This is a genomic window from Caballeronia sp. TF1N1 (assembly GCF_022878925.1).
Classification (GTDB): Bacteria; Pseudomonadota; Gammaproteobacteria; order Burkholderiales; family Burkholderiaceae; genus Caballeronia.
Genome location: NZ_CP084626.1, coordinates 1,754,383 through 1,768,175, shown reverse-complemented (window position 1 = coordinate 1,768,175; position 13,793 = coordinate 1,754,383). Strand labels below are relative to the sequence as shown.

Below are 13,793 nucleotides of genomic sequence, written 5' to 3'. Positions count from 1 at the left end.
CCATGGAAGATTTGAGCGACCTCATCGGCCTGGGCGGTGGCGACGGCAAAGGCAAGTTCTCCGGCGCGATGTCCGCGTCGGCGTTCTTGCCCGGTTACGCGGAACTGCATTGCCTGAGCAACTTCTCGTTCCTGCGCGGCGCTTCGCATCCGCAGGAACTGGCGGCCGCCGCGCTCGAACACGGCTATACCGCGCTAGCAATCACGGACGAATGTTCGCTTGCAGGCGTCGTGCGCGCGTACGGCGCGATCAAGGAAATCGAGACGCGGGCGCAAGCCGCAGCCGACGCGGCGCGAAAGGCCGGCGAGCCGTCGCCCAAGCAGGCAACGTTGAAGCTGATAATCGGCAGTGAATTGCATCTCATCGATGCCAACGGCGAGCCGTTTTGCACGCTCATTGCGCTGGCGACCAATCGCGAGGGATACGGCAATTTGTCGGAGCTGATTTCGCTTGCGCGCTCGCGTTCGCCGAAGGGAACGTATCGGATCGGTCCGGAGGATTTCACGAATCCCGCCGCCACTCCGTCCGACTCGTTCGATGCCACCGATTTACGCGGCGATATCGCGCATCTGAAGCATCTGCCGCACTGTCTCTTGATTCTGGTTCCGCAACGCTCGGCCACGCTTGCCGATACGCTCGATCGCGCTCATTGGCTCGGAAGTTTCGCCGCTGGCCGCGCGTGGCTTGCGCTGGAGTTGTGGCAGGACGGCAGCGACGATGAACGTCTCGCTTCGTGCCGCGTGATTTCGAAGGCGAGCGGTTTGCCTCTCGTTGCGGCAAGCGGCGCGCTAATGCACGCGCGTTCGCGCAAGCCCTTGCAGGACACGTTGACGGCAATCCGCCTCAATCGTCCGCTGGCCGAATGCGGTTACGCGCTCGAAGCGAACGCGGAGCGGCATCTGCGTACACGCTTGCGCATCGGCGCGTTGTATCCGAAAGAAGCGATTGCCGAGACCTTGAAGGTCGCGAAGCGCTGCACCTTCGAGCTCGATGAATTGCGCTACGAATATCCCGAGGAACTCGTGCCGCCCGGCGAAACGCCAGGCAGTTATCTGCGCAAAAACGTGATCGCGGGCGCGCTCAAACGCTGGCCGAACGGATTGAGCGTGGAGACCATCGGGCAGATCGAAAAGGAGTTGGAACTTGTCGCGGACCTGAAGTACGAGAAGTATTTTCTGACGGTCTACGACATCGTCGCGTTCGCGCGCAGCCGGAAGATCCTGTGTCAGGGGCGCGGCTCGGCGGCCAATTCGATCATCTGTTATTGCCTTTACATCACGGAGATCAATCCGGTCGAGATGAGCATGCTGGTCGAGCGCTTCATTTCGCGCGCGCGTAACGAACCGCCGGATATCGATGTCGACTTCGAACATCAGCGGCGCGAGGAAGTCATCCAGTACATCTATCAGAAGTACGGGCGGCATCGCGCGTCGCTCGCGGCGTCGCTCACCACGTATCACACGAGGAGTGCGCTCAAGGATGTCGGCAAGGCGCTGGGATTGGATGCGTCGCTCATCGAACGGATCGGCAAGTCGCAGCAGTGGTGGGATGGTCCGTCCGCGGTGGCCGGTTATCTGAAGGAAGCGGGTTTCAACGAAGACTCGCACGTGACGAAGCATCTGATCCGGCTTACGCGCGAGTTGCGCGGCTTTCCGCGTCACTTGTCGCAGCACGTCGGCGGTTTCGTGATCGCGCGCGAACGCTTGTCGCGCCTCGTGCCGATTGAAAACGCCGCAATGAAGGATCGCTGCGTGATTCAGTGGGATAAGGACGACATCGATCAGCTCAAGCTGCTGAAGGTCGATGTGCTCGCGCTCGGCATGCTCTCCGCGATCCGGCGCGCGCTCGAATTCATCGCGCTGCGGCGTGGCGTGCCGGATTTCGGCATGACGCATGTGCGTCGCGAGGACAAGGCCGTCTACGAGATGTGCTGCCGCGCGGACACGGTCGGCGTGTTCCAGATCGAATCGCGCGCGCAGCAGAGCATGCTGCCGCGTCTTCGGCCCAACAAGTACTACGACCTCGTGATCGAAGTGGCGATCGTGCGGCCCGGTCCAATTCAGGGCGGCATGGTGCATCCATATCTGCGCCGCAAGCAAGGGCTCGAGGAAGCGGAGTATCCGAAGGAAGAACTGCGGCCGGTGCTCGAACGTACACTCGGCGTGCCGATTTTCCAGGAACAGGTGATGAAGCTCGCGATGGTCGCCGCAGGCTATAGCGCGGAACAGGCCGATCAGCTACGCCGCGCGATGGCCGCATGGCGACGCGGCGGTCATCTGGAAAAGTATCAGGCCGATCTGATGACGAAGATGCTCGCGCGCGGCTACGAGGAAGAGTTCGCGGCGCGCGTGTGCAAGCAGATCGAGGGTTTCGGCGAATACGGTTTTCCCGAGAGTCATTCGGCGAGTTTCGCGCTGCTCGTCTATGTCAGCGCGTGGATCAAGCGCTACGAACCGGCGGCGTTTCTGGCCGGCTTGCTGAATAGCCAGCCGCTCGGCTTTTATTCGCAATCGCAGCTCGTGCAGGACGCGCGGCGTCATGGCGTGCAGGTGTTCGCGCCGGATGTGTCGTTGAGCGACTGGGAATCGGTGCTGGAAATGCCGCCTGGCGATGGCGTGCGCGTCTTGCAGGATGCCGAAAAGCAGCGGCGGCGTCAGCAGTTCTACGGCACACCTTGCCCGGATCAGGTATTTCGCAAGACCATGCGACGCGGCGCGCGCAAGCTCAAAAAGCGCGTCAGGCTCGGTGCCCAGGCGTACGGCGCGGGCGGTCCGGGCGTGCGCATCGGGCTGCAACTGATCAAGGGTTTTTCACAAGCGGCGGCCGAGCGGATCATGGCGGCGCGCGCTCAAGCACCATTCGTCGATGTCGACGATCTCACGCGTCGCGCGGCCCTGTCGCGTCGCGAACTCGAAGCGCTCGCGGCGGGCAATGCGCTGCAAAGCATCGCGGGACATCGGCGTCAGGCTTGGTGGGCGGTGACCGCGCAGCAGCGCGCGCCGGAATTGCTGCGCGATGCGCCGATGACCGAAGCGCCGCTCGCGTTGCCGGAAGCATCGGAAGGCCGCGAGATCGTCGACGACTACGCGAGTCTCGGGCTCACGCTCAATCGTCATCCGCTCGCCTTGCTGCGCGAGCGGCTCGCGCGCCAGCGTTTCAAAAGCGCCGCTGAACTCGGCGAGACTCGCAACGGCCGCTTCGTGCGGGCGTGCGGCATCGTCACGGTGCGGCAGCGGCCGGGCACGGCGAACGGCACGATCTTCCTGTCGCTCGAAGACGAAACCGGCTCGATCAACGTGATCGTCTGGCCGGGGCTCGTCGAGAAACAGCGCAAGGTGTTGCTGGGCGCGTCGCTGCTCGGCGTGCAAGGCGTCTGGCAAAAAGAAGGCGATGTGCGGCATCTGGTGGCGCAGCGGCTCGAAGACCATAGCGCGCTGCTTGGCCGGCTCGCCGCGCCGAGCCGCGACTTTCACTGAGCTTTCTCGGGATATCGAGCGAGCAGATGCGCGATCGCGGTATCGAAAGGCGTGCGCCGTCCAATCCCGAGCGCTTCGAGCCGCCCCGAATCGAGATGACAGTCGCGCGGGCGCGGTGTCGCGTCCATGGGCGTGGTTTGAGCGACGAGCTTCGCGTCGAGTTTCAGTACTCGCGCGATGCGCTCGGCGATATCGAACTTGGTCATCGGCTCGTCGCCGGACCATTGCGCGATGCCCGAAATCGTCTCGCCTTGCGCGTGCTGTTCGAGCATGCCGCGGATTACCACGGCGACATCGGGCGTGTAGGTCGGATAGCGGGTCGCCCAGGCGTCCATTGGCGCGGGCGCGTTCGCGGCATCGGCCGATCGGACGATGGCGGGCGTGAGGCTCGTCACCGCCGATTCACTCCAGTCGACAACCGGACCGTAGAGCAACGGCAGCCGCAGCACGCATGAAGCCGGATCGCACGCGAGTAGCGCGCGCTCGCCATCCAGCTTGCTATGGCCGTAGGCGTTGAGCGGCGCGGGCGCGTCGTCGGGAAAGTAGGGCGGCGAGGTGCCGTCGAACACGTAGTCGGTCGAGATCGACAATACCCAGGCGCCGAGCGCGCGGGCTTCGGTCGCGATTGTCTGCAAGGCATCGACGTTGAGCGCGCGGGCGAGAGCGGGATCGTTCTCGCACACATCCGGACGGCGCTCGGCCGCGGCGACCACGACGGCATTCGGCTTCTCGCGCCGCAGAAAGGCGCGCACGGCGTCGTGATCGCGAATATCGAGCGACACGCTGCCCGCATCGCCATGCCGATGCGTCGTGCGCACGACGCGCCAGTCATGCGCCTCGACCGCGTTTTTCAGCTCGGCGCCGACCGCGCGCCCCAGCAAACCCGACGCGCCGATGAGCGCAACGGTAAAGCGTTCGCTGGCGCTCATGCGGACGCGGCGCCTTTGACGGTGTAGCCGGCGTCGTCGATTGCGTCGATCAACGCCTCATTCGTCTGCGATGACTCGACTGTCACGCGGCCACGTTCGAGATCGACGCGCACTTGCGCTTGCGGATCGATTTCACGAATCGAGCGCGTCACGGCGGCGACGCAATGCTGGCAACTCATGCCCTGAACTTCGAACTCGGTCATCCCGGTTTCCTCGCTTGAAAATTGGATCGATGACAACATCGTATACCTTGCCATGATGGGAAGGTGTAGAGTCGATTTCAAGATTTTATGCGGAGCGAGAAATGAACATAGGTGAAGCGGCTAAGGCCTCGGGCGTGACGGCGAAGATGATCCGCTACTACGAGAGCGTCGGCTTGCTCAATCCGGTGGGACGAACGTCGTCGGGTTATCGCGTGTATGGAGCGCAGGAGGTTCATGCATTGCGGTTCGTCCGGCAAGCGCGCCGGCTTGGTTTCCTGGTGGAAGACATACGCAAATTGCTGGCGCTATGGCAAGACCGCTCGCGTGCAAGCGCCGAAGTGAAGGCGATTGCAACGGAGCACGTCGCCGAACTGGACCGCCGGATCGATGAACTGACGAGCATGCGCGATACGCTCGTTCATCTTGCGAACCACTGTCACGGCGACGAGCGTCCTGATTGCCCCATTCTGGATCAGCTTGCGGAGTCATGCACCAACAGTGTGCTTTCGCTCACGGCCGCTGTAGAAAAAGCTGCTTGAAATCAGTCGGTTAAGTAAGACGAAAAAGACGCACCACTGCGTGACGAAATGCACAGTGTTCATGCATATAGCTACACTTTTTGAGATTCAAGCGCTATAATCCGGGTTATCCCTTATGCGGGTAATCCCTGACCCGAAATGCCAGGGATCGTCGAAATCCTTGGAGAAACATCATGTTTGCAGTCCTGCTCGAAAAACTCAGCATCTGGTTTGAAACCGCCGAACAACGTCGCCGTGAAGAGTATCTGGCGCAATCCGCGGATATCGTTCAGCTCGAAATGCGCATCCGCTCGCTCGAATCGAACGGCTACAACGCTTAAGGCGCAGTAGCGCCGCACAAGGCGCCACGGCCATGCAAAAAGCCCCGCAACGCGGGGCTTTGTCGTTTTTGGCGCGCTGCTTGTTCCGCTTACTTCGTTTGCGGATGCGCCGCGAGCCACTGCTTCATGAAGCGGATTTCCTTTTCCTGTGCCGCAACGATGTCCTTCGCCAGCTTGCGCAGCTTAGCGTCCTTGCCGTACTTCAGCTCGACCTTCGCCATTTCCACCGCGCCTTCGTGATGCGGGATCATGTGCGCGACGAAATCGCGGTCGGCGTCGCCGCTGTACCGTATGTCGGACATGCCCGACATCATCGACTTATCGGCGGCCTGAAAGTCCGCTGTCGATGACGATCCCGCCGCGTTCGGCGTGGCTTCGGACATATGCATGCCGTGCATGGAGTCGTGAGCGGGCGCGGCCGTCTGCGCCATGGCGGAGGCGCTGCAAAGCGAGATGAGAAGGGCAAGCAGCGTTCTGGTCGATTGCATCGTATCTCCTGAGAAGGGCCGGTTGTGAGGCAAAACACCTAGCCTAAAGCTTGCCACCGGGGTAAGGTAAAGCGGTTTCGTCTACATAAAAGAGCGAGCGATGCGCAGCCATATCCACGACGCGACGAAGGCTTTCCGAAGCACGCGAAGCAATACGGCACGACGCGTTCGCGCGGCACTCGGCGCATGCCTTTGCGTCATTGCGCCACTGGCGTTCGGCACGCCGGGCGGCGAGCCGCTGGTGCTGGACACGCAAACGGGCATCCACAGCGGCGTGCCGGGGACCGTGCTTCAGACGGGGCCGCTCGGCGGGCCCGGCATGGTGCCCATGGCCACGCTGCCCGGACCGCCGCAGCAGGACCAGCCGCCTATCGTCGTTTCTCCGTACATCGACTATTCGTCGGGGCAAGCGACTGCGCCTGCGCAATCCAACGGCAGGCGGCACGGCAATTCCCGCACGCCTTATCCCTGAGTCGAGCAGGTTCAGGCCGCGCGGTGCTCCAGCTTGAACGATGCGTTCTTGTCTTCGCCGAGCGTATCGACGAGATATGGCAGCACTTGCTTGAGTTCGGCGGCGAGCGTATAGGGCGGATTCAAAATAAACATGCCGCTGCCGTAGAGCCCGAAGCCGTCTTCGGGCGGCTGCCTCACGGTCAATGCCGCATGCAGCCAGCCATTGGGTTGAATGGCCTTCAATTGCTCCGCGAAGCGTTGCGACTCCGGTCGCGCGACGATCGGATACCACACCGCGTAAGTGCCCGTCGCGAACCGCTTGAGCGATTCCTCAAGACAAGCAAGCGTGCGCGCGTAGTCGCGCTTGTCTTCGTATGACGGGTCGATCAGCACGAGCGCGCGGCGCGGCGGCGGCGGCAGAATGGCCTTGATGCCGTCGAAGCCATCGCCTTCGTAGATCATCGCGCGGCGGCCTGCATCGCGGAAGTTGTGACGCAGCACGTCGATTTCCGTGCTGTGCAACTCGTACAAACGCATGCGGTCCTGTTCGCGCATGAGCCGCCACGCGAGATACGGCGAGCCAGGATAGAAGCGCAATTCACCATCGGCGTTCAGGGCCGTGACTTCATCGACATAATCGGCGATGAGCGGCGGTAAATCCGTGCGTTCCCACAGCCGTGCGATGCCGTTTTCATACTCGGCATTCTTCGCGGCGAAGCCCTCCGTCAGCGAGTAGACGCCGGCGCCCGCATGCGTGTCGATATACCAATACGATTTGTCTTTCTGGGCGAGATGGCGAAGCATCCGGACGACGAGCGCGTGCTTCAGCACGTCGGCGTGATTTCCCGCATGGAAGGCGTGGCGGTAACTGAGCATGGCGAAAGGCCCGCGGAGGGCAACAGAAAACGAGTTCAGGGCAAACGGCGCGGCACGTCCGGCATGCGCGAAGGGCACTCATTGTAGCCGAGCGTCGCTTCGTATTCGCTGCAGTGCGACACGCCGTTCATGCACAATAGCCGCTTCCGGTCGTCCATGACTAGTCGGCCGAACGGTCTAGGTGTTCTCATGCGCGGCGTGACTCGTCCTATGCCGAACGGCCAGATTGCGGCCAATGGCGTCGCATGTTGTCATTCAACTGTCAGAGAGGAGGTTCGCATGTCACAGAACGGCAAGCTCGATGGTAAAACCGCGGTCGTCACGGGCGCGGCGAGCGGCATTGGCCGCGCAATCGCAATCACGCTTGCACGGGCGGGCGCGGCAGTCGCTATCGCGGACCTAAATCAGTCAGGCGCGGATACCGTCGCCGCCGAGATTCGCGAAAAGGGCGGCAAGGCTATCGGCATCGCGATGGACGTGACGGACGAGAACGCGGTCAATCAGGGTATCGACCGGGTCGCGGCGGAATTGGAATCGGTGGATATCCTCGTGTCGAACGCGGGCATTCAGATCGTCAATCCCATCGAAAATTACGCCTACTCGGACTGGAAGAAGATGATGGCCATTCACGTCGATGGCGCCTTCCTCACGACCAAAGCCGCGTTGAAGCACATGTACAAGGACGATCGCGGCGGCGTCGTCATCTACATGGGCTCGGTGCATTCGCATGAAGCGTCGCCGCTCAAGTCCGCTTATGTGACCGCCAAGCACGGTTTGCTCGGGCTTGCGCGCGTCCTGGCAAAGGAAGGCGCAAAACATAACGTGCGCTCGCACGTGGTGTGTCCGGGCTTCGTGCGCACGCCGCTCGTCGACAAGCAGATTCCCGAACAAGCGAAGGAACTCGGCATTAGCGAGGAAGAAGTCGTGAAGCGCGTGATGCTGGGCGGCACGGTCGACGGCGTGTTCACCACGGTGGAAGACGTCGCGCAGATGGTGCGGTTCCTGTCCGAGTTCGAGACAGCGGCGCTCACGGGGCAATCGTTCGTGGTGAGCCACGGCTGGTTCATGCAATAAGCGAAAGACACGCACGCGAGAAAGCGGAGGCATCGGCATGGCGGAAATCGACGACAGCGAAGCGCTGCAACCGGAGACTCAGAACGAAGGCGACAAGCGCATCGACTTGCCGCCTTACGAGACCATCGCGCTCATGCTGCAGGGCGGCGGTGCGCTCGGCGCGTATCAGGCGGGCGTCTATCAGGGGCTCTACGAAGCGGGCATCGAGCCGAACTGGATCGCCGGCATCTCCATCGGCGCGCTGAATACGGCGATCATCGCGGGCAATGCGCCTAAGGATCGCGTGCCGCGTCTGCTCCAGTTCTGGGAAACCATTTGTCAGCCGGCATTTGGATTTCCATTGCCGGCGTTCATCGAGCATGCGCTGTTCGAATCGCCCGACGAGATTCGCAAGGCGTTCACCGCGTGGCAGGCGTTCGGCGCGATCGTGGAAGGGCAAAAGGGCTTTTTCGTGCCGCGCTTTCCGCCCCCTTCGCCGCTCGCGGCCGGCTCGCCGCAGACCGCAAGTTATTACGACACGACGCCGCTTCGGGCCACGCTGGAAGGCCTGTGCGACTTCGATCGCATCAACTCGGGCGAAAAGCGCGTGTCGGTCGGTGCGGTCAACGTGGCAACCGGTAACTTCGCTTACTTCGACAATACGAAGATCAAGCTGCGCGCCGAGCATTTCATGGCGTCGGGCGCGCTGCCGCCGGGCTTTGCGGCAGTCGAGGTCGACGGCCAGTTCTACTGGGACGGCGGCCTCATGTCCAACACGCCGCTCTACGAGATTGCGCAGGCCACGCCGCGTCGCGACACACTCGCATTTCAGGTCGATCTCTGGAGCGCGCGCGGGCCGGTGCCGGACAGCATCGTCGACGTCATGGGTCGCGTGAAGGACGTTCAATATTCCAGCCGCACGCGTCTCGTGACGGATCAGATGCAGCGCTCACAGCGGTATCGCAACGTATTGCAGCATGTGCTGGATCTCGTGCCCGAGGAACTGCGCAACGACGACGAATGGTGCCGGCGCGCGGCCGAACTCGCGTGCTCGAAGCGCTACAACGTGATCCACCTGATTTACCGCCACAAGGAATACGAAGGGCATTACAAGGACTATCAATTCGGCCTTTCGACCATGCGCGAGCATTGGAGTAGCGGGCTCGACGACATTCGCCGCACGCTCGCGCATCGCGACTGGCTGAAAATGCCGAACGGCGACTCCGGCTTCATCACGCATGACATTCATCGCGACGGGAGCTGATCGTGCTCGGCGGATTTGGCTGGGTGACTCGTGCGCGCGCGTTTTTGTGACCCTTTGTATAATTCGGGCCTATCGAACACGCGTTGCCGATGGTGGCAGCCGATAACCGTCCCTCCAAGCTTGAGATGAATTCCATCGCCGTCTGCTTCGTCTGTCTCGGCAACATCTGCCGGTCGCCCAGCGCCGAAGCGGTGATGCGCGATCTCGTCGAGGAGGCGAAGCTTTCGGACAGGATCATCATCGACTCGGCGGGAACGGGCGACTGGCATATCGGACATCCGCCCGACGAGCGCGCTCAACGTGCCGCAAAGAAGCGCGGCTACGACCTCTCACCGTTGCGCGGCAGGCAGATCAAGGCCGAAGACTTCGCGCGCTTCGACCTGTTGATCGTGATGGACGACAAGAACGTCGCGGCGCTTACGGCGGTCTGTCCGCCGGAGCATCGCGACAAGATTCGCCTGTTGATGGAGTTCGCGACGCGTGACGACAGCCGCGTGGTCATCGACCCCTATTTCGGCGATGACGACGGTTTCGAGCGCGTGCTCGATCAATGCGAAGACGCTTGTGAGGGGCTACTGGCGGCCTTGCGGACACAACTCGTCAGTTGAATTGGGCACGACGCGGCGGCCTTGCGCGCGGCAAGAAATAGAATTAAACAGCTACTTATCTGGTCCCGGATACTTGACTAAAACTGTGGGATATTTATACTTGACAGAAATCATCGAGTATTAGCGGTAGCCCCCAATTATGAGACTCACCACGAAAGGCCGTTTCGCCGTCACGGCGATGATCGACCTGGCATTGCGCCAGGAGCAGGGCCCGGTGACGTTGGCAGGCATCAGCCAGCGCCAGCGCATCTCGCTTTCCTATCTCGAACAGTTGTTCGGCAAGCTGCGTCGCCACGAGATCGTCGAGTCCGTACGCGGGCCGGGCGGCGGGTACAACCTCGCGCGCCGCGCCGAGAATGTCACGGTGGCCGACATCATCATCGCGGTCGATGAACCGATCGACGCCACGCAATGCGGCGGCAAGGGCACGTGCGAAGGCACCAAGCAGCACGACGGCCACTGCATGACGCACGAACTGTGGGCGACGCTCAATCAGAAGATGGTCGAGTATCTCGATTCCGTCTCGCTGAAAGATCTGGTCGATCAGCAGCGCGCTCGCGAAGGTTCGTCGTCGGTGTTGCGCGACCGCCGCGCCGAACCGGCAGGCGTCGAAGCCGCGCGTGTGGTGCCCAAGGGGCCAAATTCCATTTTCAACCTGGCTGGTTGAAGCCGCGCGGCGCGTCTCATGAAGCGCGAGTGCGAGCATCCCGGCCACGTGTATTGAACGATTTTCCCGGAGCGAAAGATGAATAACGACATTCCCCACCTGCCCATTTATATGGATTACAGCGCGACGACCCCCGTCGATCCGCGCGTGGTGGACAAGATGATTCCGTATCTTCGCGAGCAGTTCGGCAATCCGGCTTCGCGCAGCCATCAGTACGGCTGGGACGCGGAGCGGGCGGTCGAGGAAGCGCGCGAAAACGTCGCGGCGCTCGTCAATGCCGATCCGCGCGAAATCATCTGGACGTCGGGCGCGACGGAGTCGGACAACCTCGCGATCAAGGGCGCCGCGCACTTCTACAAGAGCAAGGGCAAGCACATCATCACGGTGAAAACCGAGCACAAGGCCGTGCTCGACACCACGCGCGATCTCGAGCGCGAAGGCTTCGAAGTCACGTATCTGGATGTCAAGGACGACGGTCTCATCGACCTGGACAAGTTCAAGGCCGCCATTCGCCCCGACACGATCCTCGTATCGGTGATGAGCGTGAACAACGAGATCGGCGTGATTCAGGACATCGAGGCGATCGGCGAGATTACGCGTGAAAAGGGCATCATTTTTCACGTCGATGCAGCGCAAGCCACCGGCAAGATCGCGATCGATCTGCAGAAGCTGAAGGTCGATCTGATGTCGTTCTCGGCGCACAAGACGTATGGGCCGAAGGGCATCGGCGCGCTGTACGTGCGTCGCAAGCCGCGCGTGCGTATCGAGGCGCAGATGCACGGCGGCGGTCACGAGCGCGGCATGCGTTCGGGCACGCTCGCAACGCATCAGATCGTCGGCATGGGCGAGGCTTTCCGTATCGCGCGTGAGGAAATGGCCACCGAGAACGAACGTATCCGCATGCTGCGCGACCGTCTGCTCAAGGGCCTGCAAGACATGGAAGAGGTGTATGTGAACGGCGACATGGAACGCCGCGTGCCGCACAACCTCAACATCAGCTTCAATTTCGTCGAAGGCGAATCGCTCATCATGGCGGTCAAGGATGTCGCGGTGTCGTCGGGTTCGGCGTGCACGTCGGCGTCGCTGGAACCGTCGTATGTGCTGCGTGCGCTCGGCCGCAACGACGAGCTGGCGCATAGCTCGATCCGCTTCACGGTCGGCCGCTTTACGACCGAGCAGGACGTCGATTACGTCATCAACCTGCTGAAGAACAAGATTGCAAAGCTGCGCGACCTGTCGCCGCTGTGGGAAATGCACAAGGATGGCATCGATATCTCGAGCATCCAGTGGGCGGCGCACTGAGCGCATCACGAATGGTTTGGCGACTGGCCGCGTGCCGGTCGAAAGAATGTTGCTCCGCCTCTCGCGGAGATAGATCACCGGAGAATTCGAATCATGGCTTATAGCGACAAGGTTCTGGACCACTACGAAAACCCGCGCAACGTCGGCTCCTTCTCGAAGGACGACGACACGGTCGGCACCGGCATGGTCGGCGCACCGGCTTGCGGCGACGTGATGAAACTGCAGATCCGCGTGGGCGCGGACGGCGTGATCGAAGACGCGAAGTTCAAGACGTACGGCTGCGGCTCGGCCATCGCGTCGAGCTCGCTCGTGACCGAATGGGTGAAGGGCAAGACGCTGGATCAGGCGCTGACGATCAAGAACACGCAGATCGCCGAGGAACTCGCACTGCCGCCCGTGAAGATCCACTGCTCGATTCTCGCCGAAGACGCAATCAAGGCAGCGGTCGCCGACTACAAGGAACGTCACGGCGTGGCGGCTCCCCAGGCCGAGCAGACGGAAGCCAAGCAACACGCGGCCTGAATGCGGCATGAAGGTGGCGTAGGCAACGACCCTGGAATGGCGCCGGCAAGATCGGCGCCTCGGATTTCGAAGTAACGCAGCAAGTAAAGAGCGCGACGCAAAGACTATGGCAATCACGTTGACGGAGAAGGCAGCACAGCACGTGCATAAGTATCTGGCGCGACGCGGCAAGGGCGTCGGCCTGCGCCTGGGCGTGCGTACGACGGGCTGTTCGGGTCTCGCGTACAAGCTCGAATATGTCGATGAACTCGCACCGGAAGACATGGTGTTCGAGTCGGCGGGCGTGAAGGTCGTGATCGATCCGAAAAGCCTCGCCTATCTCGACGGCACCGAACTGGATTTCGCGCGTGAAGGGCTGAACGAAGGCTTTCGCTTCAACAACCCGAACGCGAAGGACGAGTGCGGCTGCGGCGAGTCGTTCCGCGTATAACCGGGCATGACGCCGGCGGTATCGGCAAAAGAGGCGGCGCGTGCCGCCTTTTTCATTCGCGCTTCGACTTTGCTGCATCCTTCGAGACATCTTCCGAGTAACCGGTAATCCTCAATGGCATCGCTCAACGACAGTCACTTCGATCTCTTCGACCTGCCGCCGGTCTTCGCGGTCGATCACCAAGCGCTCGACGACGCGTATCGCACCGTGCAGGCGCAAGTGCATCCGGACCGCTTCGCCTCGGCGGGCGACGCGCAACGCCGTATCGCGATGCAATGGGCGACGCGCGCCAACGAGGCTTACCAAACGCTGCGCGATCCGTTGAAGCGCGCGCGCTACATGCTGTCGCTGCGCGGTATCGACGTCGGCGCGGAAAACAATACGGCGATGGAACCCGCGTTCCTCATGCAGCAAATGGAATGGCGCGAGAATATCGAGGATGCGGCCGGCGCGAAGAATATCGGCGCGCTCGAATCCTTGCTCGACGAATTGCGCGATGAAGAACGCGTGCGCTTCACCAAGCTCGAAGCGCTGATCGACAGCAAGTCGGATCAGGCGGCAAGCGAGGCGGTGCGGCAACTGATGTTCATCGAGCGCGTGGCGCATGAAATCGGCACGCAGATCGAGCGGCTCGAAACCGCCTGACGTACAAGAGCCTCAGGC

Annotated in this window: 16 protein-coding genes; 12 read left to right on the top strand and 4 right to left on the bottom strand. The window is 61.9% G+C overall.

Annotation, left to right across the window (positions count from 1 at the left end; genetic code table 11):
- Nucleotides 1-2 precede the first annotated feature (2 nt).
- Nucleotides 3-3,476, top strand: coding sequence for an error-prone DNA polymerase (locus LDZ28_RS08195; protein ID WP_244825440.1), 3,474 nt, complete (start codon nucleotides 3-5; stop codon nucleotides 3,474-3,476).
- On the opposite strand, the gene LDZ28_RS08190 is transcribed toward LDZ28_RS08195, so the two are convergent.
- Entirely contained in the window at nucleotides 3,470-4,405 is a 936-nt protein-coding gene (locus LDZ28_RS08190; protein WP_244825438.1) for an SDR family oxidoreductase, read from the bottom strand. The genes LDZ28_RS08195 and LDZ28_RS08190 overlap by 7 nt on opposite strands.
- Nucleotides 4,402-4,608 (bottom strand): heavy-metal-associated domain-containing protein, encoded by a 207-nt coding sequence (locus LDZ28_RS08185; RefSeq protein WP_244825436.1) that lies wholly within the window; start codon nucleotides 4,606-4,608, stop codon nucleotides 4,402-4,404. Before LDZ28_RS08185 ends, LDZ28_RS08190 begins: the two co-directional genes overlap by 4 nt.
- A gap of 101 nt (nucleotides 4,609-4,709) precedes the next feature.
- Here LDZ28_RS08185 and cueR point away from each other — a divergent pair, with 101 nt between their 5' ends.
- Complete coding sequence (cueR, locus tag LDZ28_RS08180; RefSeq protein WP_244825435.1) at nucleotides 4,710-5,147, top strand: Cu(I)-responsive transcriptional regulator; 438 nt, start codon at nucleotides 4,710-4,712, stop codon at nucleotides 5,145-5,147.
- A 173-nt stretch (nucleotides 5,148-5,320) separates the two neighbouring features.
- Complete coding sequence (locus tag LDZ28_RS08175; RefSeq protein ID WP_244825434.1) at nucleotides 5,321-5,467, top strand: DUF3563 family protein; 147 nt, start codon at nucleotides 5,321-5,323, stop codon at nucleotides 5,465-5,467.
- Between the two features lie 89 nt (nucleotides 5,468-5,556).
- On the opposite strand, the gene LDZ28_RS08170 is transcribed toward LDZ28_RS08175, so the two are convergent.
- Nucleotides 5,557-5,955: a DUF305 domain-containing protein gene (locus LDZ28_RS08170; RefSeq protein WP_244825433.1), complete on the bottom strand. Its 399-nt coding sequence runs from the start codon at nucleotides 5,953-5,955 to the stop codon at nucleotides 5,557-5,559.
- Nucleotides 5,956-6,055: 100 nt separating this feature from the next.
- On the opposite strand from LDZ28_RS08170, the gene LDZ28_RS08165 reads away from it, so the two are divergent.
- Nucleotides 6,056-6,427, top strand: a complete 372-nt coding sequence (locus LDZ28_RS08165; RefSeq protein WP_244825432.1) for a hypothetical protein — start codon at nucleotides 6,056-6,058, stop codon at nucleotides 6,425-6,427.
- Between the two features lie 11 nt (nucleotides 6,428-6,438).
- On the opposite strand, the gene LDZ28_RS08160 is transcribed toward LDZ28_RS08165, so the two are convergent.
- Entirely contained in the window at nucleotides 6,439-7,284 is an 846-nt protein-coding gene (locus tag LDZ28_RS08160; protein WP_244825431.1) for a 23S rRNA (adenine(2030)-N(6))-methyltransferase RlmJ, read from the bottom strand.
- Between the two features lie 279 nt (nucleotides 7,285-7,563).
- On the opposite strand from LDZ28_RS08160, the gene LDZ28_RS08155 reads away from it, so the two are divergent.
- The 8 genes from LDZ28_RS08155 (at nucleotide 7,564) to hscB (ending at nucleotide 13,775) form a co-directional block, all read left to right on the top strand.
- Nucleotides 7,564-8,358 (top strand): 3-hydroxybutyrate dehydrogenase, encoded by a 795-nt coding sequence (locus LDZ28_RS08155; RefSeq protein ID WP_244825430.1) that lies wholly within the window; start codon nucleotides 7,564-7,566, stop codon nucleotides 8,356-8,358.
- Nucleotides 8,359-8,395: 37 nt separating this feature from the next.
- Entirely contained in the window at nucleotides 8,396-9,601 is a 1,206-nt protein-coding gene (locus tag LDZ28_RS08150) for a patatin-like phospholipase family protein (protein ID WP_244825429.1), read from the top strand.
- A 125-nt stretch (nucleotides 9,602-9,726) separates the two neighbouring features.
- Nucleotides 9,727-10,209 carry a low molecular weight protein-tyrosine-phosphatase gene (locus LDZ28_RS08145; RefSeq protein ID WP_244825428.1) on the top strand — a complete coding sequence of 161 codons (483 nt, stop codon included), beginning with the start codon at nucleotides 9,727-9,729 and terminating at the stop codon, nucleotides 10,207-10,209.
- Nucleotides 10,210-10,348: 139 nt separating this feature from the next.
- Nucleotides 10,349-10,876: a Fe-S cluster assembly transcriptional regulator IscR gene (iscR, locus tag LDZ28_RS08140; protein ID WP_244825427.1), complete on the top strand. Its 528-nt coding sequence runs from the start codon at nucleotides 10,349-10,351 to the stop codon at nucleotides 10,874-10,876.
- 78 nt (nucleotides 10,877-10,954) lie between these two features.
- Nucleotides 10,955-12,178: an IscS subfamily cysteine desulfurase gene (locus tag LDZ28_RS08135; protein WP_244825426.1), complete on the top strand. Its 1,224-nt coding sequence runs from the start codon at nucleotides 10,955-10,957 to the stop codon at nucleotides 12,176-12,178.
- 93 nt (nucleotides 12,179-12,271) lie between these two features.
- Nucleotides 12,272-12,700: a Fe-S cluster assembly scaffold IscU gene (iscU, locus tag LDZ28_RS08130; protein WP_244825425.1), complete on the top strand. Its 429-nt coding sequence runs from the start codon at nucleotides 12,272-12,274 to the stop codon at nucleotides 12,698-12,700.
- Nucleotides 12,701-12,806: 106 nt separating this feature from the next.
- Nucleotides 12,807-13,130: an iron-sulfur cluster assembly protein IscA gene (gene iscA / locus LDZ28_RS08125; RefSeq protein WP_244825424.1), complete on the top strand. Its 324-nt coding sequence runs from the start codon at nucleotides 12,807-12,809 to the stop codon at nucleotides 13,128-13,130.
- Between the two features lie 114 nt (nucleotides 13,131-13,244).
- Entirely contained in the window at nucleotides 13,245-13,775 is a 531-nt protein-coding gene (hscB, locus tag LDZ28_RS08120) for a Fe-S protein assembly co-chaperone HscB (protein ID WP_244825423.1), read from the top strand.
- Nucleotides 13,776-13,793 lie beyond the last annotated feature (18 nt).

Excerpts from the sequence above, each read along its gene's own strand:
- LDZ28_RS08195 (WP_244825440.1), top strand. The coding sequence starts at position 3 with ATGGAAGATTTGAGCGACCTCATCGGCCTGGGCGGTGGCGACGGCAAA.
- LDZ28_RS08190 (WP_244825438.1), bottom strand. The coding sequence starts at position 4,405 with ATGAGCGCCAGCGAACGCTTTACCGTTGCGCTCATCGGCGCGTCGGGT.
- LDZ28_RS08185 (WP_244825436.1), bottom strand. The coding sequence starts at position 4,608 with ATGACCGAGTTCGAAGTTCAGGGCATGAGTTGCCAGCATTGCGTCGCC.
- cueR (WP_244825435.1), top strand. The coding sequence starts at position 4,710 with ATGAACATAGGTGAAGCGGCTAAGGCCTCGGGCGTGACGGCGAAGATG.
- LDZ28_RS08175 (WP_244825434.1), top strand. The coding sequence starts at position 5,321 with ATGTTTGCAGTCCTGCTCGAAAAACTCAGCATCTGGTTTGAAACCGCC.
- LDZ28_RS08170 (WP_244825433.1), bottom strand. The coding sequence starts at position 5,955 with ATGCAATCGACCAGAACGCTGCTTGCCCTTCTCATCTCGCTTTGCAGC.
- LDZ28_RS08165 (WP_244825432.1), top strand. The coding sequence starts at position 6,056 with ATGCGCAGCCATATCCACGACGCGACGAAGGCTTTCCGAAGCACGCGA.
- LDZ28_RS08160 (WP_244825431.1), bottom strand. The coding sequence starts at position 7,284 with ATGCTCAGTTACCGCCACGCCTTCCATGCGGGAAATCACGCCGACGTG.
- LDZ28_RS08155 (WP_244825430.1), top strand. The coding sequence starts at position 7,564 with ATGTCACAGAACGGCAAGCTCGATGGTAAAACCGCGGTCGTCACGGGC.
- LDZ28_RS08150 (WP_244825429.1), top strand. The coding sequence starts at position 8,396 with ATGGCGGAAATCGACGACAGCGAAGCGCTGCAACCGGAGACTCAGAAC.
- LDZ28_RS08145 (WP_244825428.1), top strand. The coding sequence starts at position 9,727 with ATGAATTCCATCGCCGTCTGCTTCGTCTGTCTCGGCAACATCTGCCGG.
- iscR (WP_244825427.1), top strand. The coding sequence starts at position 10,349 with ATGAGACTCACCACGAAAGGCCGTTTCGCCGTCACGGCGATGATCGAC.
- LDZ28_RS08135 (WP_244825426.1), top strand. The coding sequence starts at position 10,955 with ATGAATAACGACATTCCCCACCTGCCCATTTATATGGATTACAGCGCG.
- iscU (WP_244825425.1), top strand. The coding sequence starts at position 12,272 with ATGGCTTATAGCGACAAGGTTCTGGACCACTACGAAAACCCGCGCAAC.
- iscA (WP_244825424.1), top strand. The coding sequence starts at position 12,807 with ATGGCAATCACGTTGACGGAGAAGGCAGCACAGCACGTGCATAAGTAT.
- hscB (WP_244825423.1), top strand. The coding sequence starts at position 13,245 with ATGGCATCGCTCAACGACAGTCACTTCGATCTCTTCGACCTGCCGCCG.